The sequence below is a fragment of the Paenibacillus sp. J2L1-98 genome (assembly GCF_056269405.1).
This window is the reverse complement of the sequence record NZ_JBWDNW010000028.1, coordinates 30,285-51,729: the sequence shown is the minus strand read 5'-3', so window position 1 is coordinate 51,729 and position 21,445 is coordinate 30,285. Positions and strand designations below refer to the sequence as shown.

The 21,445-nt window shown below is 44.9% G+C and carries 23 protein-coding genes and 1 pseudogene; 22 read left to right on the top strand and 2 right to left on the bottom strand.

What is annotated here, in order from left to right:
- Nucleotides 1-79: 79 nt before the first annotated feature.
- From AC0YNZ_RS28045 to AC0YNZ_RS28000, 10 genes are all read left to right on the top strand, one after another.
- Entirely contained in the window at nucleotides 80-3,343 is a 3,264-nt protein-coding gene (locus tag AC0YNZ_RS28045; RefSeq protein WP_475829731.1) for a fibronectin type III domain-containing protein, read from the top strand.
- Between the two features lie 887 nt (nucleotides 3,344-4,230).
- Complete coding sequence (locus AC0YNZ_RS28040) at nucleotides 4,231-4,404, top strand: hypothetical protein (protein ID WP_181426385.1); 174 nt, start codon at nucleotides 4,231-4,233, stop codon at nucleotides 4,402-4,404.
- Nucleotides 4,379-4,537, top strand: a complete 159-nt coding sequence (locus AC0YNZ_RS28035) for a Spo0E family sporulation regulatory protein-aspartic acid phosphatase (RefSeq protein ID WP_475829730.1) — start codon at nucleotides 4,379-4,381, stop codon at nucleotides 4,535-4,537. The genes AC0YNZ_RS28040 and AC0YNZ_RS28035 overlap by 26 nt, the downstream gene beginning before the upstream one ends.
- Nucleotides 4,534-4,815 (top strand): hypothetical protein, encoded by a 282-nt coding sequence (locus AC0YNZ_RS28030; protein WP_475829729.1) that lies wholly within the window; start codon nucleotides 4,534-4,536, stop codon nucleotides 4,813-4,815. Before AC0YNZ_RS28035 ends, AC0YNZ_RS28030 begins: the two co-directional genes overlap by 4 nt.
- 95 nt (nucleotides 4,816-4,910) lie before the next feature.
- Complete coding sequence (locus AC0YNZ_RS28025; protein WP_475829728.1) at nucleotides 4,911-5,744, top strand: ArdC family protein; 834 nt, start codon at nucleotides 4,911-4,913, stop codon at nucleotides 5,742-5,744.
- 122 nt (nucleotides 5,745-5,866) lie between these two features.
- Entirely contained in the window at nucleotides 5,867-6,262 is a 396-nt protein-coding gene (locus tag AC0YNZ_RS28020) for a hypothetical protein (protein ID WP_475829727.1), read from the top strand.
- A 215-nt stretch (nucleotides 6,263-6,477) separates the two neighbouring features.
- Complete coding sequence (locus tag AC0YNZ_RS28015; RefSeq protein WP_475829726.1) at nucleotides 6,478-7,065, top strand: hypothetical protein; 588 nt, start codon at nucleotides 6,478-6,480, stop codon at nucleotides 7,063-7,065.
- A 57-nt stretch (nucleotides 7,066-7,122) separates the two neighbouring features.
- Nucleotides 7,123-7,323: a hypothetical protein gene (locus tag AC0YNZ_RS28010; RefSeq protein ID WP_110774020.1), complete on the top strand. Its 201-nt coding sequence runs from the start codon at nucleotides 7,123-7,125 to the stop codon at nucleotides 7,321-7,323.
- Between the two features lie 6 nt (nucleotides 7,324-7,329).
- Nucleotides 7,330-7,827: a hypothetical protein gene (locus AC0YNZ_RS28005; RefSeq protein WP_475829725.1), complete on the top strand. Its 498-nt coding sequence runs from the start codon at nucleotides 7,330-7,332 to the stop codon at nucleotides 7,825-7,827.
- Between the two features lie 63 nt (nucleotides 7,828-7,890).
- Nucleotides 7,891-8,430: a hypothetical protein gene (locus tag AC0YNZ_RS28000; RefSeq protein ID WP_475829724.1), complete on the top strand. Its 540-nt coding sequence runs from the start codon at nucleotides 7,891-7,893 to the stop codon at nucleotides 8,428-8,430.
- Nucleotides 8,431-8,821: 391 nt separating this feature from the next.
- On the opposite strand, the gene AC0YNZ_RS27995 is transcribed toward AC0YNZ_RS28000, so the two are convergent.
- Nucleotides 8,822-9,673, bottom strand: a complete 852-nt coding sequence (locus AC0YNZ_RS27995) for an ATP-dependent DNA ligase (protein ID WP_475829723.1) — start codon at nucleotides 9,671-9,673, stop codon at nucleotides 8,822-8,824.
- Nucleotides 9,674-10,156: 483 nt separating this feature from the next.
- Here AC0YNZ_RS27995 and AC0YNZ_RS27990 point away from each other — a divergent pair, with 483 nt between their 5' ends.
- The 6 genes from AC0YNZ_RS27990 to AC0YNZ_RS27965 all read left to right on the top strand — a co-directional run bounded on the left by AC0YNZ_RS27990 (nucleotide 10,157) and on the right by AC0YNZ_RS27965 (nucleotide 14,655).
- Nucleotides 10,157-10,696, top strand: a complete 540-nt coding sequence (locus AC0YNZ_RS27990) for a hypothetical protein (protein WP_475829722.1) — start codon at nucleotides 10,157-10,159, stop codon at nucleotides 10,694-10,696.
- A gap of 17 nt (nucleotides 10,697-10,713) precedes the next feature.
- Entirely contained in the window at nucleotides 10,714-10,977 is a 264-nt protein-coding gene (locus tag AC0YNZ_RS27985) for a hypothetical protein (RefSeq protein WP_110774025.1), read from the top strand.
- 684 nt (nucleotides 10,978-11,661) lie between these two features.
- Nucleotides 11,662-12,297, top strand: coding sequence for an HAD-IA family hydrolase (locus AC0YNZ_RS27980; protein WP_475829721.1), 636 nt, complete (start codon nucleotides 11,662-11,664; stop codon nucleotides 12,295-12,297).
- An 89-nt stretch (nucleotides 12,298-12,386) separates the two neighbouring features.
- Nucleotides 12,387-13,676, top strand: coding sequence for a sensor histidine kinase (locus AC0YNZ_RS27975; protein ID WP_475829720.1), 1,290 nt, complete (start codon nucleotides 12,387-12,389; stop codon nucleotides 13,674-13,676).
- 4 nt (nucleotides 13,677-13,680) lie between these two features.
- The gene (locus tag AC0YNZ_RS27970; RefSeq protein ID WP_475829719.1) at nucleotides 13,681-14,301 is read left to right on the top strand and encodes a response regulator; all 621 of its coding nucleotides are present in this window, start codon (nucleotides 13,681-13,683) and stop codon (nucleotides 14,299-14,301) included.
- A gap of 153 nt (nucleotides 14,302-14,454) precedes the next feature.
- A complete protein-coding gene (locus tag AC0YNZ_RS27965; protein ID WP_475829754.1) occupies nucleotides 14,455-14,655 on the top strand; it encodes a helix-turn-helix domain-containing protein in 201 nt (66 codons plus the stop codon).
- A 5-nt stretch (nucleotides 14,656-14,660) separates the two neighbouring features.
- Here AC0YNZ_RS27965 and AC0YNZ_RS27960 read toward each other — a convergent pair whose 3' ends face one another.
- Entirely contained in the window at nucleotides 14,661-14,984 is a 324-nt protein-coding gene (locus AC0YNZ_RS27960; RefSeq protein WP_475829718.1) for a helix-turn-helix domain-containing protein, read from the bottom strand.
- A 231-nt stretch (nucleotides 14,985-15,215) separates the two neighbouring features.
- On the opposite strand from AC0YNZ_RS27960, the gene AC0YNZ_RS27955 reads away from it, so the two are divergent.
- The 6 genes and pseudogenes from AC0YNZ_RS27955 (at nucleotide 15,216) to AC0YNZ_RS27930 (ending at nucleotide 21,442) form a co-directional block, all read left to right on the top strand.
- Nucleotides 15,216-15,440, top strand: coding sequence for a hypothetical protein (locus AC0YNZ_RS27955; RefSeq protein WP_475829717.1), 225 nt, complete (start codon nucleotides 15,216-15,218; stop codon nucleotides 15,438-15,440).
- A gap of 38 nt (nucleotides 15,441-15,478) precedes the next feature.
- The gene (locus AC0YNZ_RS27950; protein ID WP_475829716.1) at nucleotides 15,479-16,081 is read left to right on the top strand and encodes a hypothetical protein; all 603 of its coding nucleotides are present in this window, start codon (nucleotides 15,479-15,481) and stop codon (nucleotides 16,079-16,081) included.
- A gap of 720 nt (nucleotides 16,082-16,801) precedes the next feature.
- Nucleotides 16,802-18,634 carry a group II intron reverse transcriptase/maturase gene (ltrA, locus tag AC0YNZ_RS27945; protein WP_475829715.1) on the top strand — a complete coding sequence of 611 codons (1,833 nt, stop codon included), beginning with the start codon at nucleotides 16,802-16,804 and terminating at the stop codon, nucleotides 18,632-18,634.
- A gap of 128 nt (nucleotides 18,635-18,762) precedes the next feature.
- Nucleotides 18,763-19,983: pseudogene (locus AC0YNZ_RS27940) on the top strand (VirD4-like conjugal transfer protein, CD1115 family); the annotation flags it as partial.
- Between the two features lie 156 nt (nucleotides 19,984-20,139).
- Nucleotides 20,140-20,484 (top strand): hypothetical protein, encoded by a 345-nt coding sequence (locus AC0YNZ_RS27935; protein ID WP_220039073.1) that lies wholly within the window; start codon nucleotides 20,140-20,142, stop codon nucleotides 20,482-20,484.
- A gap of 76 nt (nucleotides 20,485-20,560) precedes the next feature.
- The gene (locus AC0YNZ_RS27930) at nucleotides 20,561-21,442 is read left to right on the top strand and encodes a conjugal transfer protein TrbL family protein (RefSeq protein WP_475829714.1); all 882 of its coding nucleotides are present in this window, start codon (nucleotides 20,561-20,563) and stop codon (nucleotides 21,440-21,442) included.
- Nucleotides 21,443-21,445 lie beyond the last annotated feature (3 nt).

The window sequence follows — 21,445 nt, the reverse complement described above, 5'->3', positions numbered from 1 at the left end:
TTGTAATAGTGCAATGAGCACGTTCATAGATTTTGGTAATATGGTAGATTTAAGGTAAAAAATAATGGAGTGAAGATGGATGAGACGATGGTTTATGCTTTTAGTTTGTGCCTTTCTGTTGCTGACGATGCTTGTACCCTTTCAGGCAACTGCCGCGGACTCCGGTTCCGCGGTGGTAGCAGAGAATTCGATGGTTGATCCCTCTGCAACACTAATTCCGGTAGATAGTGTGGAAGGAACGATCGTGGATTTCGATGATACCCGAACCCTCTACAATGGCACCGACAATAAGTTGCGGATCAAGAACCGCACGGACGGGACGGAAACCATCATCGATAATCCTCCCAATTATGGTTTGGGCATGCCGCTGCTGACACCTACAGGTGCAATGATGAGAGCTTTTTGTGGCAAAGACTGTGCTCGGTATTTCCTGTGGAATTCCGGTCAATTGAAGGATACGGGCATTTGGGCATCGACGGATTTTTTTACACAAACCAACGGAAAATATGCTTTCTCTGGCTATACAGGAGATCTGATCGATACCGAAACCGGGGAGATTCGCAATTTCGGAAGAGTGGGCAATGTCGCGCTGGCTGCGGACGGCAGCTTTGTCGCAGCTAATAACGAGGGACTCACCCTGTTTCAGCCCGATGGTACAAGCAGGCAGCTAATCAAAACCAGCCTCGAATATCCATCGCTCGTGTCTGATGGAAAGACCGTGCTGCTGAACACTAATAGCCGCGATATATTGAAATATGCTGACGGTTCTCTCACGGAGATCAGTAAATCTATTTCCGATCATGATATTATAAGTCCGCATTCTGATTTCGAGATCAATCAGGGGTGGATCGCCTACACGAAGCCCACACCGAGCGGACGCAGACAAATTTTCTTGGAATCTCCGCAGGGAACCGTGACTCAAGTGACATATTTCAATGGAAATCCGAAAATCCGCGCTTTGAACGAACACGGGACTTTGGCAATCACGTATAATAGCGACCTGTATATGTACCATCCTGGAGATCAGGAACCGAAAAAACTCATATCCGATAGTACCAGTACCAACATCTCTTATCACAACGGTGCATGGTACCAAGCGGTCGAGGGTACTCTGTTCCGTCTAAACGATGCACCCGGGGATACTACCGCGCCTCAGTGGCCTGCTGCAGGAGAAATTAAAGTGGACATCTACGTTGATGATTTCAACAAACCGCAGCATACGAAGCTTGCTTTATCTGTAAATGTCCAGTCCAAATATGAGATTCAGAAAGTTACGGCGAAGGTGGACGATCGGGAGGTTGATCTCGAGCTTGAAGACTGTGGTGCGGGCTGTACATGGTGGAATGCGGATTTCCCCTTGGACGGGCTGCAGCAGGGTGTAAAGAGTGTGACCGTTACTGCTTTTGATTATGCGGGCCGGACCGGTAAAATGACGAAGAACTTCCTCTACGATGCTCCTCCGGAAGTACAAATCACCGGCGTATCGAAACTTCATGTCGTGCAGAACGGCAAATTCCGGGCCCTCGTAAGCACAAAGGACGAGCTATCCATTCCGATTATCCGTGTATCGCTCTCAACTGCCGATCGAGTAATCGAGACGTTTGAAGCTAAAGGTTCCCTGGACCATGAATTCGGCCTCACTGCCTATAAGGATCAGATTGTTACCTACCGGGTACAAGTATATGATTGGGCTAACGGATATTATCGCAATTTGCGCTTTTCCTCGGAATATCATTTGTACGTTGATCCCTCTTCAACACTAATTCCGGTAGATAGCGTGGAAGGAACGATCGTGGATTTCGACGACACCCGAACCCTCTACTATGACACCGACTACAAGATCAAGAACCGCACGGATGGGACGGAAACCATCATCTATAATCCTCCCAATTATGGTCTGGGCAAGTCGCTGCTGACACCTACAGGTGCACTGATGAGAGCTTTTTGTGGCAAAGACTGTGCTCGGTATTTCCTGTGGAATTCCGGTCAGCTGAAGGATACGGGCATTTGGGCATCGACGGATTTTTTTGCACAAACCAACGGAAAATATGCTTTCTCTTACTATACAGGAGATCTGATCGATACCGAAACCGGGAAGACCCGTAATTTCGGAAGAGTGGGCAATGTCGCACTGGCTGCAAACGGCAGCTTTGTCGCAGCTAATAACGAGGGAATCACCCTGTTTCAGCCCGATGGCACAAGCAGGCAGTTAATCAAAACCAGCCTCGAATATCCATCGCTCGTGTCTGATGGAAAGACCGTGCTGCTGAGCATTAATAGCCGCGATATATTTAAATATGCGGACGGTTCTCTCACGGAGATCAGTAAATCTATTTCCGATGATGATATTACGAGTCCGCATTCTGATTTCGAGATCAATCAGGGGTGGATTGCCTACACGAAGCCCACACCGAGCGGACGCAGACAAATTTTCTTGGAATCTCCACAGGGAACTGTGACCCAAGTGACATATTTCAATGGAAATCCGAAAATCCGCGCTTTGAACGAACTCGGGACTTTGGCAATCACGTATAATAGCGCCCTGTATATGTACCATCCTGGAGATCAGGAACCGAAAAAACTCATATCCAATAGTACCAACATCTCTTATCACAACGGCGCATGGTACCAAGCGGTCGAGGGCACTCTGTTCCGTCTAAACGATGCACCCGGGGACACTACCGCACCTAAGTGGCCTGCTGGTGATGTGCTGACGGTTACCGATGTGACCTATAACAGCGTACGGCTGAATTGGCAGCCGGCCACGGATGATACGGGAGTAGACAAATACTTGGTGTACCAAGACAATACGCTGCAGGCTACCCTGAACGGGGATGTGAACAGCTATGAAGTGAAGGGGCTGTCTCCAAAGTCATCGTACCTCTTCTCACTGGTCGCCGTCGATGCCGCCGGCAACCAAAGTGTGAAACAAGAAGTGACGTTCACTACTGCTGCATATGCGACTCCTTTTCAGCTTTCGGATTCCAAAACTTATTCATACGGTGGATCCAATTATGAGTTTTTGTTATATTACGGGTACATTTCGTCCTCAGGACAAGAGTTGAGTGGATCATGGAGCCCCCCTGAAGGTTTTCATGGAGTCGTTAAGGTCTCCATGGCCTCGCCGTATGGGGAAGATTATGACCTTAGTCTGGAGACCGTGGGCGAGGGTAACCGATTGCCGGAAGATACGACGTTACTTACAAATGGTACCGAGTACAGTGCTACCGAGGTGCCCGGAGGTTACAGAGCGGAGTGGAGAGTTAAGGGACATACAGGCAATGATTATAGTCGGGATAAGAAAGTTTTCGTCTATGTGAGCATCAAATATGACAATCACTGAAAGATATTACTGTGTTTACGGAAACTTAATGGCCGGGCCGCGGGGTCTCCCCGACTCTTGACTTAAAGGGAAATTGACGGAGCGACAACGCGATGAAGCTATGTGCAGAATAGAATCAATGACTGAACAGCCCTTTTAAAGGGCTGTTTTTTATGCTTAAGCATGGATCTGGCTTGAGCCAGCCTAGTCTTAAAAGGGATTTTGGATTCTAATCCCCCGGTTAACCGTCCCTAAATCCCAAGCGACCCCGGAAATAGCATCCGGGTTCCATTGGGATTCTTAACGGGACTCGCTGGAAGCAATACCTTTGGGGTAGTGCTCAAACATCATGGTTTTCTCCGTTTCCGCTGACGCTCCATCTCCGCAAACGATCATGTTCTACGAAGCAGATCGGAACCATGATTCCACTGCGCTTCACTCCATTCCATCATCGTTCCTAAAAGCATTCGAGGGTAGACCCTGGAAGCAAGACTTTGTAAGTAGCTCGAAGAAGAATAGGCCCGTTTCGCAGACTCTCTCGCATGCAGCCTTACCATATTCCGCTTTCCAAAGAAGACATTCGTGTACCGCAGCCATCTCGTCGCATGGGAGCATAGAGAACCTCACAGCGCAAGGCGAAAAAAGGTTTTTGAGTAAAACGCTCAAAAACCTTTTTGTCGTCCCTTCGGGCAGCCTTGCCCTGCGAGAACCTATATGCTCTTAAATCTGCGACGGCTACGGTACACGAATGTTCTGTTCTTTGAAAACTACATACGGCAAGGCAAGGCAGCAAGCAAGAAAACTGCTCACAAACCTAAAGATTTTCGCTCCGCGGGGACCGGCAAACAGGTTCCGAATATTAGGGGTTCAAGGTCAAAAAGCAAGCATGAAAGGGGGTGAAAAGGAACATGATTCATCGAGAGTTTGACACGCTTTATCCGCGCCGGGAAACGGGGTTTGAATCTTCTTATGATTTCGTTGATCTTGATTTTCCGGACGATGATTGGGACGTTTTCGAAATGGAGAACGACGAGCAGGGAAAGGAGGTGGAAACGGATGGACGAGCTTCTAAATCGGGTTGAGGAAGCACGAAACCAAATGTACCAACTTGCCGAGCGGTACGGCTTAACTGCTCCCCAAGTGGTGGAACAGTCGCAAAAGTTGGACGGTTTGCTAAATACCTATTATCTGATGAAGGCGAGGAAAAGCGCATGACGCATTTATTTATCGGTAAATTTCCATTGGGACAAGTGGTAGCGACAACCGGAGTCATGAGAGCGATAAGCGAGAAAGACCGCATTTCAGCCCTTACACGGCACGTAGGCGGCGATTGGGGCGAGGTTTGTACCGAGGATTGGGCACACAACAACGAAGCGTTAGAAAAGGGTTTTCGGCTTCTTTCTACTTACACAAGCGCGGACGGCGTGAAGTTTTGGATTATCACAGAAGCCGACCGCAGCGTTTCGACTTTTCTTTTACCAGAAGAATATTAAAAGGCCCATTTGCTTTACGAGAGCAAACGGACCGGGGCGAAGAAATTGCTGTACCCCTTCGCCCCTCCATTATATCACATAAGGGAGCGGAAAAAATGAGCGAAAAAATTTATGACATGATAACGAATCGAATGATTCAGCTACTAGAAAGCGGCGTTGTGCCTTGGCGCAGACCTTGGCGAGTAGGAGCGGCGGTGAACTGGAAGACCCAGAAGCCATACAGGGGCATTAATACGCTTCTGCTGGAGCCCGGAGAATACGCGAGCTTTAAACAGGTGACCGAAGCCGGGGGCAAGGTAAAGAAAGGCGAGAAAGGGCAATTCGTGGTTTTCTGGACATGGTTAGAGAAAGAAGACGAGAAGACCAAAAAAATGACTAAAATTCCGTTTCTTCGTTTCTACACGGTTTTTGATATTAAGAAACAATGCGAGGGCTTACAGAGCAAGCGGAATGATCAAACCTTTGAGCATGACCCCATTGACGAAGCGGAGCAGATTTGTAAGGGATACAGGGAAGCACCACCCGTACGGTTTACATCAGGGCAGGCGTTTTATGTCCCCTCACAGGATTACATCAGCGTCCCGCCGCTGTGCGACTACGAGAAACCCGAGGAATATTACAGTGTCTTATTTCACGAAATGATGCACAGCACAGGCCATACAAGGCGGTTAAATCGCTCGGGCATAACAGAGATTGCCGCATTTGGTGATGAAAGCTACAGCAAAGAAGAATTAGTCGCGGAGATCGGCGCGGCCATGCTGTGCGGCGTAGCTGGAATAGACAATAGCACGATGGAGAACAGCGCCGCCTATATCGGCAGTTGGTTGCGGAAGTTGAAGGACGATAAAAAATTGATTGTGCAAGCCGCAGGTCAAGCACAAAAGGCCGCTGATTATATACTGGGCATTACTTTCGAGGAAACCGAGTAACCGCGAGGAAGCGCAGCCCCCATCCGGGGCCCCTTCCCCGTTGGGGGCGGTTCCCCCTCAAAACCATATCTTAAAAACGTCCTAGAAAGCTTGCAAGCCGGCTAGAAAAGGAGTGTAAACAAATGGAAGGAAAGCAACTCCAAAAACAAGCGGCAAAGGCACTTGGAAAACGGCTCGATCAAATGATGACCGAAGCGGAGCAGGGAAAGCTTGAATGGTATGTAGATCGAGAAAACGAGCGTGAATACGCATGGAAGTTTCGGAATCCGGCGGATGGAGCGGTAACGGAAATGGTGTACGGTTTTCAGTCTAAAACGGTAACGGTTTGCGGCTGTCCTACAGTTGAACAGTGGGAAGCTGCTTGGAATAACTATATTTTTCGCTTGAAGCGATTGGAAGAACTGAAGGGAATCGGGCGGTATGGGTACCAGCTCCGCATGCCGGAAATAGCGCTCGTTCATGCCATTAAACGGCTGCGGGAGATTGACTCGGATTTTTGCGAAAGGAACCGCATCTAAAAAGGATACGCCGGCCGCCCCAAATCGGGGGCGGGGCAATTAGAAGAACCCAAGGATAAAACCGAAAAAGATGGAGGAACGATCATGCAAACGTTGAAAACATGTGCGGTTTTGTTTGGTGGCGCTGGCAGAAGTAGGGTTCTCGCTCAGCTGGGATCCGGTTTGGGTGGCACCAAATGAGAAACGAGAGCCAGATGTACAAGGAGGGGAGACCGATGAAAAGTGAGCAGCTTACGCTGTTTCCTGAACTTGATTCGTTGCCAAAAAGGCGGGGAAAGCAAAAGAATGAGCCAGCTTCGCTGAAGCACATCGGTCGTCGTATGAGGGTCAAGATTGTTAAGGCGCGCCGGAGGCGAAATCCGGCGCCCCTTACATCCATACAAAAACCGACCGCTGTGGGTTCTCCGGAGGAAATTACGCTTCAAGTGATCCTATTTCAGCAATTCAGCTTATTTGATGAAAAGATAGCCGAGCGGATCCAAAATGGTTTCGACATTCCTTTGATCGCCTATAAACCAGACAAATTCACAATGAAAGAAGATGCCGCATATCCTTGTTTTCGGCTGATTTTACAGACCGACGAAGGGTACCGGATGGGTGCCGTACATCACAAATACCGCGAAACCAGTATGATCGATCACGTTTTGAACCGGAAATCGATGTGGAGCATGGCTCAGGATCGATGGACGTGGCGGTCGTTTGAGGATGCGGATCGGGTTGTGCGCTGGCTGAATCTGAACTGCCGGGACGATGATCATGAATGCATTTGGGCGAATGGTCCATATGCATGCAGGGCGTCCTGAAAATGTATGGTGCTGGATCTATGATCGTGGCATTTTCAAATGAAAGGTGAGAGAGCGATGGAGAAATATGATCAACAACGGAAAAACGCTTTGATCAAGACACTTCGAAAAGCAAAGGAACAAGCGGAGACGGTACTTTTATACTTGACCGTCAACAACCGCGATCCGGAAGACATCGCGGCAGCCGGCCTTGTACTCGAACATCTCGAAATTGCGCTCGGCATCTACAGTGAAGCGCATGTTCACCAGGGAGGGTGATATGGAATGGAACAACTCGATTTGATCACGATCATCGAGGCAGAAGAACGGGAAAAGAGAATGAACGAACGGAGAGAAAAGCTTCAGCAGGAAGTAAAACGGATAAACGCAGCAATCGGCATGGATGAATTTGAACAAATCAAAGCGAATCTGGCGCAAGTGATCCATCCCGATTCTCTTCCTTGGAAAGCTTGGAGTGCGTTTTCGGAGTATGAGACTTGTAACGTTCGTGCTGTCATACCTCCAAATGCCATTACGCAAGGCGAGTATGTCCGGCGGTTTCCCAAGGCTTCTTACGATGATCCGGTGGGAAAAACGTATATGGATTTATGGGCGGCATACAACTGGTGCATCTGGCATTACGAACCTCACGGAGTTGACTGGTGCGGCGCTTTTCGGATTTTAGAGAACAGGCGTGATCGCGGGGAGCCGGTTTGGATGAGAATTATGCGGGTACACGGAATAGTCAGGTTCCTGCCAGAATGTATTGTTGAGATAGCGTAGTAAAATAACACACCCGCCGGTCTTTCCGGCGGGTGGAAAATCAAAACAGAGAGGGAGACGCACATGCAAACATGCCCTTATTGCGGTTTAGCGCTTGTTTTTGATGCAAAACACTATTACTGCACATTTTGTCAGATGACGGTAGCTTCGGCTGACGTTCAAAGCAACGGAAGACGTAAGCCTTTGCTGGCCGATCCGTTTGTTTGCGCTGATTATGCGGAGCTCTCCACACCCGAACTGATGGAAAAATCCACGTATTTTTTGGTGGTTCTGCTGCGACAAGTTCGCCAGGAAAGGAAGGACAATTACAACTATGTACGGCTTTTTAATAAGGTGATAGCCGACGGTGCAAAAGATTATCTGGAAGCAGCACAAGAATCGGGGAAATCGTATGAATGGTGGACACGAAAAGCTTGGGTGATTGAAAACATTTTGCGGGATCGGATGGCGACGTTTCCGGTACGTGTGACGGACTATTATTTGAGCGGTTTGATCGATCATATCCAGACATATAATCAAAAGCCCATGTTTCTGATCTCAGGAAGGGGGACCGCCAACAAAACGCGAGTTCCGAAATATCTAATCAAAGCAAGTAAGGAATGAATTAAAACAATTGTCTAGGAAATTCCAAGGAGGGCGAGGGCTTATGGCGCGATTGACGCGGTGCAGTATATGTGGATGTCCGGTTTCAAGTGATGCAAGGGTTTGCTTGAACTGCGGATTCAGAAGGAAGAAGAAACGTCATCTTGTTATGTGGCTGATCCTTTTCTTCATCGTTCTTGATGTGGTGATTGGTATGATTTTCATTGGCAGCATGGGACTTCTTCATTTGCTGAGATTGTAATCAAGCAGGGAGAGTGGGGAGATCTTTAGATAAAAGGTATGTATACACAAAAATGACCTGCCGGTATTTTCATCCCGTAGGCCAGTTATCCGTGGATGCTATCGATTTTTGATGCCATTATACTATGGCACCATTTCCGTTACCGTCTCGTTACACCACAAAATCAATAAATTCCGGCGAGCGCATCAAGCCACTCTTATACCAATTACGGAAGCGAACCTTCGCGCGGATCTGAGGCTGGATGTAGACAAAATTCTTATCCTCGCTCGTAACGATCGTCTTCACGACGGCATAGAACGCCTTCCGATGTTCTGGCGGCACGGCCAGCTCGATGATGCCTGCTGGGCGGCCATTATAGTTCGCTAACCAGCCAAATTCAGATTTCCGGTAACCGGTCAGCTTGACCTCGGCATAGGTGTAATTTATCATCTTCAGCCAGGCGTCGCTGCGTCGGCCGACATATTTACTGTCCTTCAGCTTGGCGACTATCCCCTCAAGTCCGCGCTGCTCAATAATATTAAACAACGCGGTTCCTCGGCCTCCAACATGCAGGACTCGTTTATAGTAATCGTTCTCGACGAAAATATGATCAAGAATTGCCTTCCGTTCTATAAGCGGCAACCCGCGGACGTCTTTTCCATCAACGCTCAGCACATCAAAGACGAAAAAGCGGATGGGGAGCTGCAGCACGCCTTGCTGGATTTTCGGGCCCTTCATATGAAACCTCTTCATCGTTGTCTCGAAGCAAATATCGCCCGTTTCCGGAACCATGTAAGCAAGCTCGCCGTCAAGGACTACGTCTCCACAGCTGACTGGTACGTTATGCAATTCCGGGTATTGCCGTGTCACGTCGTTCTCGTGTCGGGTAAACAACCGGACATTACCGCCCGAACGCACAAGCAGCAACCGGTGGCCATCGATCTTTGGCTCAAATATATAACGCTCATCGTCGAACGGTTTTTCTCTTTTCTGAAGCAGCATGGCTGCCGGTACGGTAATCATATCGTTTTCCCTCCCATGCATAAACCGATTGTACCACCGGCACAATCGTCGGAACACAGGGAATTGAAGGGGTATTATTCCGTTAATGTAATAAAGGTCAGATCAATAGTGGCTGCCTTATTGTGTTGTTGTTAAGCTAACGTTAGCTTAATCATCCTACCTGTATTGCGTATTTTCATCTCGGCAATAAAATAAAGAACCGTCGTAAACTCTTTATTTTTGCTTACTCTTTTTTCTCTTTTTTAACGGTAGTCCAACCTCTTTCGCATAAGAAATGGCATCCTTAGCGAAATTCTTTTTTTCTTGAGTAGTCCACTTTTCATACGATTTAGCAAATATCATAATGATGCACCCTTTCTAAGAACAGAGATTATGTCCCTAGTATGGACAAACATTCAGCATAATATACCCCTTCCATCACATAAATTAATATAGGAACGAAGGAACTGCGTTCCTGAGCTAATGCTGGGGGAGGTTGCGGTTTTGGAGAAGAACAGAGGAGGGGCCGAGCGTAAGCGGAAGACCAGATCGGACAAGAAAGTAGCTGTTGCTCCAAACATAAGAGATGAGTATCGAGTATGGATACATCGAATTGCACGACGATTAGAGTTACCTGAAGGTGAAGTAGGAACTCAGCTGGTTATTGCAGCTCTGGAAGATGAGAAATGTATTTTATTTTTTAGAACGTACTTTCGCCGCGCTTATCACATTCGGGAAAATCACGTTATGTACCCCTTATTTAAGCCGGCTAACATATATGATTTTCTGGATATGGATACTGATCGACAAGGGCGGTTTAAGCTGAAATTTTCTCAGTCCATGGCCGAACAATTAACCGAATTTCAAATTGCATTAGGTATTTCATTTTTTGCACATGCAGTAAAAGCTTTGCTGGAATATGCACTTAAAGAGGAGGTCATTTTACAGAAGGTTGCACCGGGTATTAAAGTTTCAGACTATCGAAAAACTTTGCCATCAGGGCAAGTTAATTCAAATCCAAACGTATGGAGTATTTTCAAGTAAAGGGAAGGGGTATGGAGATGAGCTTAATTCGAGATTTCTTAGATCCTTATTTGAAATACCGATCGTTGGTAATTGGATTAAAGCGAAACGATTTTCAGAAATTGCAAATGATAGCTGATGATTTGAATGATCAGGTACAAGGTGAATATGAATTCACGCCCGAAATCATTGCTTCAAGAGTCATGAAGACTTTTATCGATCAGGCGTATGCAGATAGCACGAGGCGGATCGTGAAAGCGATACTTCCCGAAGCAAGCGCTGCAGCTTTACGACGCAAATAAATCCATAATGAGGGGTAGTACCAGCGAAGCTGATACCACCCCTTTTAGGCTCGCTCGCGGTTGACTCGTCCACCTCGCGTATTTAATGGATTCATTTTATATCATTCTTTGGAGCTGTTTGGATCCCCCAGTTCGTTCAGTCGGGCTGGCCAAGCGAACGACCGTCTCTAAGCCGGGCAAGATCGTCCCGTCTAAGACCCGGTAGGTTCCATTGGCCAGCTTTTCCTCCTTTGCGTTCCGAAGCCTTCAGAAAAAAATAGCCTCAGTACCAAACCACCTAGGGGTAGAGACAGCAAAACGCGAAAAACGTACGTTAACAATTGTGTTGCATCCTGATTCGATCATAACGTGCTATTTTGTGTTGCATTACAGCATCAAAACGTATGCAAATAGGCTCTGTTACACTACACAATTGATCTTGTGCTGCATTCTTAGCGTGCGGCAAAATGCTTATTTTACGGGCATTCCTGGCTTAACGTACGAAATCCGTGTTTTGTTGGCGGGACCCCCGTTGGAGAATTAGTTCATCTCGCAGATTAAACGGATTACTTTTTTTGATACTAGTTGTCATAATAAGACAAAAATAGGGGTCTAAGTACCGTTGACTCCGTATTCTTTGTAGAATATTTTGTTTATAAGGAGACGTCTATCTAAAAAAGAGATACATCAAGGGGAGGTGTGAAGATGAACAGAGTAGTTATTTTTGATTTTGACGGAACCATTGTTGATTCGGGTAGGCTGGTGTTCGATCTTTTTAATGAGTTTTCTGAAAAATATAACTATAAGAAGGTTCCAGAACATGAAGCGGATCTTATTCGTTCACTTTCTGTTAAGGAACGTTTCAAGAGGCTCAAGGTTCCTGTCTTAAAGGTCCCTTTGCTCACGATGGATGTCGTGAAGAAGTATGAAGAAGCCATTCCTGGACTAAAAGCGATTGACGAGATCAAGTGTATCTTACAAGAACTAAAAAAGTCGGGATTGAGCTTGGTAATCATCTCCGCAAACTCCAAAGAAAATATAAAGCAATTTTTACGATTGAACCAGATGGAGTATTTTGACGATATCATAACGGCAAACCGTTTTTTTGGGAGGCATTTGTCCATCAATAGCTATTTGAAAGGGGCGAAAATAGCGAAAGAGAACGTTATCTTTGTAGGTGATGAGCACCGGGATATTGTGGCTAGTAAAAAAAGTCAGATCAAAATCATCTCGGTAACCTGGGGATACGATTTAGAAACACTTCTTCAGCAGTCTGATCCTGATTTTATTGCACGGAAACCAACCGATATCGTGAACATGATTCTTGGACCTCGTACATGATTGCGCTATTCTTGGTTAGTATTATATTTGCAATTATTTGTTATCGGTACGATCCTAAATCTCATTCCATTCGGTGGGGCGTATTCCTATTGAGTTGCGCTGCACTTACTGGTTTGTCTCGATCTATCATCGAATCGATAATTCCAACTTTGAATCAACAGAATATGAACTTCCCATGGCTCAACACATTTCTTTTGTATGTCAGGGTTATTACTGGATTTATAGCGGTTTACTTTTTCCCTTGGGGCGTTATCATGCACGCGATTACTTACAGTGGAAAGTTTAGTCTAAGAACAGTCAAGATTCTAACTTATGTTTTATTATTCCCTATCCCTTTTATGCTAAAGACAACCGTGTATTTTCCCGATATAAAACCGGATTTTAAATCGATGTTATTTTGGGCGGTTCCTTATATTATTTTTGCTTGCTTATTGCACATGTACTCTTACGTTACTGAGAAGGACCCGGATAAAAAGCTTCATCGTTTCACGACCTTATCAATTATGTTACCTGTGGTGCTGTCGGCTCTGATTCTTAACTATATCGTAAGAGCATTCGATCATACTCATCAATACTGGAGATACATGATTGTATTTTTTATGATCGCGTTTTTCGCTTTTTTATGGCAGGCATTTAAAAAGGGAACAGGCTCCCTTAACGGAATTAAGCTTCGGTATGAGAGGGAAGCTCGTCAAAATGCAATGAAGGCTATTACTTCCGGAACAACGTTATTAAACCACACGATAAAGAACCAAATTTATAAAATCAATTCCAGTCTGCAAATCATGAAACCGTATAGTACCGAATTGGATCCAACTTGTACAGAAGCTATCGACATCATTGAACGCAGTTCCGGTCATCTGATGGAAATGGTTGACCGTATTCAAAGTCAGACACAAGAAATTATTATTGTAAACAGCAGGCAGAATTTAAATCAACTACTTGATGAAAGTATGGAGCTTATCCTTCCAGTACTGGATGAAAGAAACATTGTCGTAGAGAAAGTATACTTGGCCGGCGACGGCAATGTTCAGCTATTTTGTGATGGTCCACAAACGAAAGAAGTTTTTTTGAACGTGTTAAAAAATGCAATCGAAGCGATGGAGTCTGGAGGGATAATTCGTGTAGCTACGTCCTATGGACGATGTGATGAAGTAATTGTTTCAATTGCTGATAATGGATGTGGTATATCCTCAGATAACTTAAAACATATTACTGACCCGTTCTTTACTACAAAGCGGAATAAGGGCACGAATTTTGGGTTGGGTTTATTTTATTGTTATGACGTTATGATTAAGAGCGGCGGTAATATGGAAATCGAGAGCGAGCTTAATAAGGGAACAACCGTTAAATTAACGTTTCCTATTAAAGGAGGATGATTTCATGGATAAAATCAGGGTGTTGCTGGTTGAAGATGATCCTGATTGGAAAAAAATCATCGCGACTTTACTTGCAAGAGAAGAAGACATGATCCTCGTAGGATTAGCAACTACGAAAGAAGAAACGCTTACCCTTGCAAAAGCAATCGATGTTGACGTATTTCTTGTAGACATTAACTTGACGTTTAACAATTTGGATGGCATAAATACTGCTTTAGATTTAAAACAAAATTATAACTCCAAAATTATAATGCTTACCTCGATGTCAGATGAAGCAGTCATACAAAAGTCATTCGCAGCCGGTGCAGTGAATTACATACTTAAGAAAAATGTTACTGACATACCCGAAATTATTCGTGCAACTTGTGATGAAACCAATCCGATTGAGACATTAACGAAAGATTACCGCCGATTAAAAAAAGAGGAGCAACTTAAAGTATTGACTCCTGCCGAAAGAGAGATATATGACCTTGTTGAACAAGGGTATACAAGGAATGAAATCGAAAAAACATTAGTCAAAACAGATAATACATTAAGTACACAGATCAAGAGTATACTCAAAAAATTAGGTGCTTCGAATTTAAAAGCAGCTATCGATAAAGTGAAGTCAAAGGGCATAATCTGATTTTTGTCAAGGGTGATCTTTTATACCCCCCTTAAACACTAAGGGGTGATAAAAGATCACCCTTATCTGATTTAGTGTTAGCTCGTACAATATGACTACATCAGGTAATTACTATTCCCTAAAGAATAGGTTCGGGAAGGAGGGTGCAGATATATATCAGATAAAATCAAGGACCTGAGGCTTTCAAAAGGATGGTCCCAGAATATGTTATCTCAAAAATCGGGCGTGTCCCAATCGACCATTTGTAAACTTGAGACAGGTAAACAGAAATGGGGAGGTTGTTACAAAAGTTTAAAAAAAATTGCAACGGCCTTCAATGTTTCGATGGAGTATTTAGATGAGGACAAACAGTGAATCTTTTATCCCTTGCTCACAAATTTCCTTAGAAACGTCATCAAAATTTTTTGTTCAGATTCCGTTAGTTGATTGTAGATATGAATAAATTCATACGCGTCAGGAGGATGATCCTTCTCCTTCTGGATATCCGAGAAAAAGGATGGGAGATCTGTATCCAACTCTTCGAGTATTGACCCAAGCATGTTTACATCAGGGATAGAGTGACCGTTTTCAAATTGGCTCAGATAAGACTGAGAAAGGTTAACTCGATTGGCAAGCTCTTGGCCTGATAGTTTTCTTGACTTGCGTAGGGCTTTTAGTTTTTCACCATCAAAGTACTTTTTCATTAAAGAGCCTCCACACATTAATGTATTTATATCAATAATCGCACAAAACCTAAAACGATTCATCATTTACCGCAATATATAATAAAATCGATGTTGACTTTTACCGTTAATAGAGATAATATCAAATTGTAAGGCAAATGATGGTTAGATTGGATTCTTAGCCCTTACTTTCTTTGTTTATCTGTGATGTGACAAATGTCTAGTTGTAAGATCGTGTAAGGGAGGGGTGAGATGCCAAAAGCAGTCAAAAGTTATGTAAAACCGCACGGAGAATTCACAGTCGTGGACATTTCTGTCCGGGGACGGCTTTCTCCAACAGCCATTGCACTCTGGAATACCTACGATAACAAATCACGGCTCGTCCATGAAGCGCTGGAGCAATACGCTGTTTTCGGGAAGAAAGTTATCGAAGACTTGGCGGAAATCAAGAAATCGCTAAGGAGATGGGAAAAGTGAGCAGGAGTCATAATCTTGACGGCGGTGGGTGATAACCGATGAAATGGATTACAATCGTCATCTTACTTCTCTTCGACGCTCTTGTTGTACCGTCAATCGTCAGGCTGCCGGAGATTTTCTTGACGATAAAGCCCGCCTCCAAGGTGCCTAGGCTTTGGCTGGAGAAATTTTCACTGACCGACTCATGGACGCTACTGTTAGCTGATCCGCAATCGCAAAAGCTGTTTCTGGTGCTTCAAGGGTTTCTGCTGCTCCTGATCTTCATGATCGTCTTGCAAGGTGGTAAGAAAAGTAGCATCGTTGGCGTCGGTGGACCGCCCGCAGCTGGTAACGGCCATTATGGCTCTAGTCGGTTTCAGACGATGAAGGAGCTGGGCAAGACAACCAATCATTGGCCATTCGGAACGATGGAACAGAAGGTGAAAGGAACCATGGTTCCCATTAAAGGCGGGATTGTCTTGGGCGCAAGTTTAGCCAAGAAGTTCGCTTGGACAATCACCGAAGACCTGCACACGCTGATTATCGGGATTACTCGATCCGGAAAAACGCGAAGGACGGTACTGCCTACCATTTGGCAGCTGGCCCATGCCGGAGAAAGCATGATCCTGTCGGACCCGAAATCGGGCGCGACACGTTCCTAAGTGAAAAGCTTAGGTGCTGTCGAACATTTAGTTCAACAGTAAACTGTTATTCCAAGAAGTCAAATGATAGGGTAACGCCTTGAAGGGCTTCCTCTAATCTCCGACATGCGGTGAGATTAGCAAGAATCAAACCGTATGAAGCTCGGTGAAGTCGGCTGAGAGCTACCGTAAGTCGAAAGACACGAAAGCTGTCCAGCGGTGGATGGTGTAGCCTATAAGCCGGGAGTCTATAAAACACTTATGGTTAGGATGCGCAATGAATCGGTAGCGAGCTCTGATAGCGCAGACGAATCTCTGATTGTACGGGTCTATATCGGGAGTAAGTCGAAAGGCTTTCTGACACAAATAGTGTCGCTACTGTGGGTGAGTAAAACTCTGATTTATGAAAACCCATATATTGTTATAGGCAATATCAAAGTAGCAGGCTCATAGGGGAAACCTAAAAGTGTATGCAAAGATAGGAATAACGGAACGTGGTAAGCTGTCAACACGGAAGGCTTGCTTCTTATGAAGTGGTCCTAGGGAAAGCACTAATGAGATTAGTTAGATGTATAACCTAGGTTTATGACAGTGAAAGTGGTGGCACAGTACCGTTGAAGCGTGTAATGAACGTGGAGGGATAGCCACTAGTCGATTGAAGACTGACAGTTACCAACGGTTAGCATGGTTTCGAGTAAGACTAAAAGATGTAGCTCCTCCCTGAAATGGAGGCTACAACCCATGTTAAAGAAAACCAAGTTGAGACATAGCGAATACTACGACATGCAGTTAAAGTATGACGAGCTTTATTCCAGAAGTCTTAACGGTAACAATTTCTATAAGTTAATGGACATTATCGGTTCAGAAGAGAATATTAGATTGGCGTATCGCAACATCAAAACCAATAAGGGTAGTAAAACTGCTGGAACTGACAAATTAACCATTAAAGACATTTGGCATCTAAACGATTCGAAAATTATACATGAAGTCAGAAAAAGGCTCAAAAGATATCGACCACAAGCCGTCAGAAGAGTGTACATCCCGAAAGAAGGAAGTACAAAGATGCGACCATTAGGAATCCCTACCATCTGGGACAGACTTGTTCAACAATGCATCCTACAAATACTCGAACCCATTTGTGAAGCCAAATTCCATAACCATAGTTATGGATTCAGGCCAAATAGAAGCACGCACCATGCACTAAGTCGGATGGTTAGCCTTATGAATGTCGCGCGCCACTACTATTGCGTTGATATCGATATCAAAGGCTTCTTTGACAACGTGAACCATGGAAAGCTTCTCAAGCAAATGTGGGCATTGGGGATCAGGGATAAATCTCTGTTATGTGTCGTATCTAAAATCCTGAAATCAGAAATTGAAGGTGAAGGTATCCCATCGAAGGGCACACCGCAAGGTGGAATCATCTCCCCGTTACTATCTAACATTGTATTGAACGAGTTAGACTGGTGGGTCAGCAATCAATGGGAAACCTATATACCACACAATTTCTCCGTTAAACATAAGGGGTTCCTGGAATATGCCAGGAAATACACGAATATGAAAGATGGTTATATTGTTCGATATGCCGATGACTTTAAAATCATGTGTAGAAACTACCAGGATGCCAAACGGTTTTATCACGCAACAATTGACTTTCTTAAATCCAGACTAGGATTAGAAATCAATGAAGAAAAGTCTAACGTGGTTAATCTCAAAAAGAATTCATCCACCTTTCTTGGATTCAAGGTCAAGCTTGTACAACAGGGAAAATCGAGATATGGATATGTTGCCAAAACCAGTATGACGGAAAAGGCTATCCATAAATCAAAAAGGCTCTTGAAAGAAAGGGTTAAGGAAATTCAAAAAGAGCTCACTCCAGAAAGTGTACTACGATTCAACACGACTCTTATTGGAATTCAAAATTATTATAAATACGCCGCTACAATCTACATGGATCTTACAGAGGTAAGCTACACTCTTCTCAAAACTATGAAAGCCAGACTTAAAAATCACATTAGGGTTGTAAGGTTCGGTGAAACATCACTTGATTTTAAGAAAAGAGCAAAAGGGATTAAGAACCATACCAAGATATTAACCATACAAAATACACCTATTCTCCCGATCACAGGCATACATCATAAGAATCCATGGAATTTCTCTCAAGATACCTGTAACTACACTGTAATAGGGCGAGCCAAAATACATAGCAACCTTAGAGCGATACCAAAAGATGTTCTGACTCAAGTCATGGCAACGTACTCCAAGAATAAAAGCATCGAGTACAATGACAATAGAATATCTAAGTATGTCGCTCAATATGGGAAATGCTTTGTAACTGGTGAAATAATTGGTGTGGATCGTGTGCATTGTCATCACTTAACCCCTTTGAAACTCGGAGGCACTGATAAATACAGTAATCTTGTCATCGTTGATTGGTTCATACATAAGCTCATTCATATGACCAATTTGAAAAAGATTACTCAGATCATTCGGTCTTTCAATCTTAAAAGCAAACAAATTGCCAAACTGAACTTTCTCCGAACAAAAGCTGGCAACGAACCGATAGCAATATAGGTTAACTTATATGTCAGTTGAAAACGATGGAACGCCGTATGCTGGGAAACCAGCACGTACGGTGTGAGATGGGGGAAAAGATGGAGATAACATCTAAATCTTACCTATCATCATAGCTCTTTGACCTAACGAGCGATTACTTGAAGAAAATGGGCTACAAGATCGTTTACTTAGACTTTCGTAAGCCGGGCCGCGGTAACCGCTGGAATCCGATGGCGCAAGTGGTATCTGCCATCGAAAAAGAGGATATGGCTGAGGCAATCCAGCAGGCATGGAGTATTGCGAATATGTTCGTGTATTCGAAACCCGGGGCCGAAAAAGGAGAGCCGATCTGGCGCAATGGCGCGGAGTCTGTTATTGCGGCACTAATCCTAGCGGTTACGATGGAAGCTCCCGATTCAAAGCAAAAACACATGACTAGCGTTTACAAGATGCTTGCCGAGTTAGGTGAGCCAGTTAAGACTCCAGACGGCGAGGAATATGTACCCATCAACGAATATTTCAAATCCCTACCACGGGACCATCCGGCCCGTGACGCATTAGCCACAGCACGACTTGCACCCGAGAAAATGCGGGGAAGCTTCTTCTCAGATGTTTCAGCACTCCTTAGACTCTTCTCCGATCCATCTATCGCCTATTTAACCGGACAACAAGACCATGATCTCCATCAATCAGGCGTTGAAAAGACAGCAACGTTTCTCATCATACCAGACGAAGACAAAACCAGGCATTCCCTTGCGGCACTCTATGCGGATCAATCCTACCGCGCCCTTGTCGAACTGGCCAATCAAAACAAAGGCAGGCTGCCCGTCCGTGTAAATTATCTTTTGGATGAATTCGGAAACATGCCGGCCATTAAAGATTTTGATGCAAAGCTCACCGTTTCCGGTGGCCGAGGCATCCGCTGGCATTTGATTGTGCAGGCTTTCCAGCAGCTTAAAAGCATCTATCCCACAACATCGGATACGATCCGGGGGAACTGTCATACGCTCATTTACTTACTTACTCAAGACACCGAAACGGCCAAGGACATTAGTCTGAAATGTGGTAAATACACGATCCAAACGCAAAATACCTCTACAACGGTTCGAAGCAACGATACATCCAGCGGTACTTCAACGGGCCTTACAGGCAGAGAGCTTCTGACGATAGATGAAATACTGCGCTGGCCGGAAGACTTCTCACTCGTCCTTCGAGCAAGACAGTTTCCAGCTAAAGTACCTTTGCCGGATTTATCCTACTGGCCAGCTAATCAAGAGTTTATTCCAACTGGAGGTGAAGAACCACGATCAATTGAGCGCGTACCGATCCATGTTCCTGCTGTTGCTGCTCCCAAAGCTGCTGGATGAAAGGAGGCTTGATACAGCAAAATACCAAGTTTGCGCATGTTAATACTTAGATAATGTAAAAAAAAACTCCCCCCAAAGATGAGAGGGAGAAACAAAAAATCATTCGACATGTTCAGTGTATCAAAACCAAATCCAAATGTTAAGGAGTGTTTATAGATGAAATTATTCAAAAAAATCGTATCGAAGATCAATAAAGGTGTCGTAGCCAAGATTTCTGTATTGTCGTTCGCCATGATGATGGTGGCTGCTCCGGCCTTCGCCGCCCCTAATATCGTTACTGGTGCATCGAACCTGATGAAAGATGCGCTGACGTGGGTGCTGATTCTAGTACCGGTAGCAGCAGCGCTGATGATCGGATTCCACGGCTGGATGAAATCAATGGCTGACGATCCAAACGCCATTAGTGACCGGAACAAGAAGATGAAGAACGTCGCGATTGGTGCAGCCATCGCCGAGTGCACAAGTGGACTTGTAACGGTCTTTCTGGGCTACTTTGCCTAATCAAACAAAAGGGCAGTGCTCTGGCACTGCCCTTTTGTTACCCCGATAGAACTTCAATTGTTGGCGGTGATAAAGAGTGAACATAGATGAAAAAATGGGAGAACTTTTACTAAATGCGCTCACCTATGCTATCAGAATAGTTACAAAGGAGGCTATCGATTGGTTCATTTCGCTCCTTGCTACTATTCAAGCATATACGAATGTTTTTTTCGATTTGGCTGTTGTCGATTCAGGAATAGCCTACGCCCAACTATTAGCAGGTACCATTTTGATTGTGAAAGTCGCGTATGAAGCATTTATGACGTATATCATGCGGCTTGACGGGGACCCGAACGCCGATCCGGGCGGTCTACTGCTTCGTACAGCTAGAGCTGCTGCTGTCATTGGCTCTGTGCCGTGGATCATCACATGGATTATGGAGTTTGGAACCGCCTTATCCCATGACGTGGCGAGTTTGTCTGGTTTTAACGTGAAAGACGGTGCACAAGAAATTAAATCGATCTTTGAGTCACTTGTAGAAATCGGCAAATATGAATTGTTCTACTGTCTATTAATTATAGTTGCTCTTGTTTTTTTAATCATCGTCGTCCTCCAGACCGTTGTTCGTGCGGCGCAACTGGCGATGACTGCGGTGAGCGGTTCCTTCATGGCCCTTGGCCTTACAAACCCAGATAGTCAAATGTTTCAGTCGTGGTGGAGAGAACTGGTGAGCATATCCTTATCGCACGGTATCCAGTTATTTATGCTAAAAGTTAGCTTCTACGCGTTGATGTTTAAAACAGATGGGTTTGTCATGGGCAACTTGCTTATGTTTTGTGCAGCCATATGGGTCGCTTATACGTCACCAACCGTCTTGAAACAGTATATGTACTCTTCCGGAGTCGGGCGGGCTGCAACAGGGGCTACACGATCAGTCACGCGCATGGTAATGAGTAGAGCTTTTATTCGGGGGAGGTAAGTG

What these genes read in the sequence shown, in the direction of transcription:
- AC0YNZ_RS27950 (WP_475829716.1), top strand. Translation starts at nt 15,479, where the DNA reads ATGAAATGGATTACAATCGTCATCTTACTTCTCTTCGACGCTCTTGTT.
- AC0YNZ_RS28020 (WP_475829727.1), top strand. Translation starts at nt 5,867, where the DNA reads ATGGAAGGAAAGCAACTCCAAAAACAAGCGGCAAAGGCACTTGGAAAA.
- AC0YNZ_RS28010 (WP_110774020.1), top strand. Translation starts at nt 7,123, where the DNA reads ATGGAGAAATATGATCAACAACGGAAAAACGCTTTGATCAAGACACTT.
- AC0YNZ_RS27935 (WP_220039073.1), top strand. Translation starts at nt 20,140, where the DNA reads ATGAAATTATTCAAAAAAATCGTATCGAAGATCAATAAAGGTGTCGTA.
- AC0YNZ_RS27995 (WP_475829723.1), bottom strand. Translation starts at nt 9,673, where the DNA reads ATGATTACCGTACCGGCAGCCATGCTGCTTCAGAAAAGAGAAAAACCG.
- AC0YNZ_RS27970 (WP_475829719.1), top strand. Translation starts at nt 13,681, where the DNA reads ATGGATAAAATCAGGGTGTTGCTGGTTGAAGATGATCCTGATTGGAAA.
- AC0YNZ_RS27980 (WP_475829721.1), top strand. Translation starts at nt 11,662, where the DNA reads ATGAACAGAGTAGTTATTTTTGATTTTGACGGAACCATTGTTGATTCG.
- AC0YNZ_RS28000 (WP_475829724.1), top strand. Translation starts at nt 7,891, where the DNA reads ATGCAAACATGCCCTTATTGCGGTTTAGCGCTTGTTTTTGATGCAAAA.
- AC0YNZ_RS27955 (WP_475829717.1), top strand. Translation starts at nt 15,216, where the DNA reads ATGCCAAAAGCAGTCAAAAGTTATGTAAAACCGCACGGAGAATTCACA.
- AC0YNZ_RS28005 (WP_475829725.1), top strand. Translation starts at nt 7,330, where the DNA reads ATGGAACAACTCGATTTGATCACGATCATCGAGGCAGAAGAACGGGAA.
- AC0YNZ_RS27985 (WP_110774025.1), top strand. Translation starts at nt 10,714, where the DNA reads ATGAGCTTAATTCGAGATTTCTTAGATCCTTATTTGAAATACCGATCG.
- AC0YNZ_RS28040 (WP_181426385.1), top strand. Translation starts at nt 4,231, where the DNA reads ATGATTCATCGAGAGTTTGACACGCTTTATCCGCGCCGGGAAACGGGG.
- AC0YNZ_RS28030 (WP_475829729.1), top strand. Translation starts at nt 4,534, where the DNA reads ATGACGCATTTATTTATCGGTAAATTTCCATTGGGACAAGTGGTAGCG.
- AC0YNZ_RS28025 (WP_475829728.1), top strand. Translation starts at nt 4,911, where the DNA reads ATGAGCGAAAAAATTTATGACATGATAACGAATCGAATGATTCAGCTA.
- AC0YNZ_RS28015 (WP_475829726.1), top strand. Translation starts at nt 6,478, where the DNA reads ATGAAAAGTGAGCAGCTTACGCTGTTTCCTGAACTTGATTCGTTGCCA.
- AC0YNZ_RS27960 (WP_475829718.1), bottom strand. Translation starts at nt 14,984, where the DNA reads ATGAAAAAGTACTTTGATGGTGAAAAACTAAAAGCCCTACGCAAGTCA.
- ltrA (WP_475829715.1), top strand. Translation starts at nt 16,802, where the DNA reads ATGTTAAAGAAAACCAAGTTGAGACATAGCGAATACTACGACATGCAG.
- AC0YNZ_RS28045 (WP_475829731.1), top strand. Translation starts at nt 80, where the DNA reads ATGAGACGATGGTTTATGCTTTTAGTTTGTGCCTTTCTGTTGCTGACG.
- AC0YNZ_RS28035 (WP_475829730.1), top strand. Translation starts at nt 4,379, where the DNA reads ATGGACGAGCTTCTAAATCGGGTTGAGGAAGCACGAAACCAAATGTAC.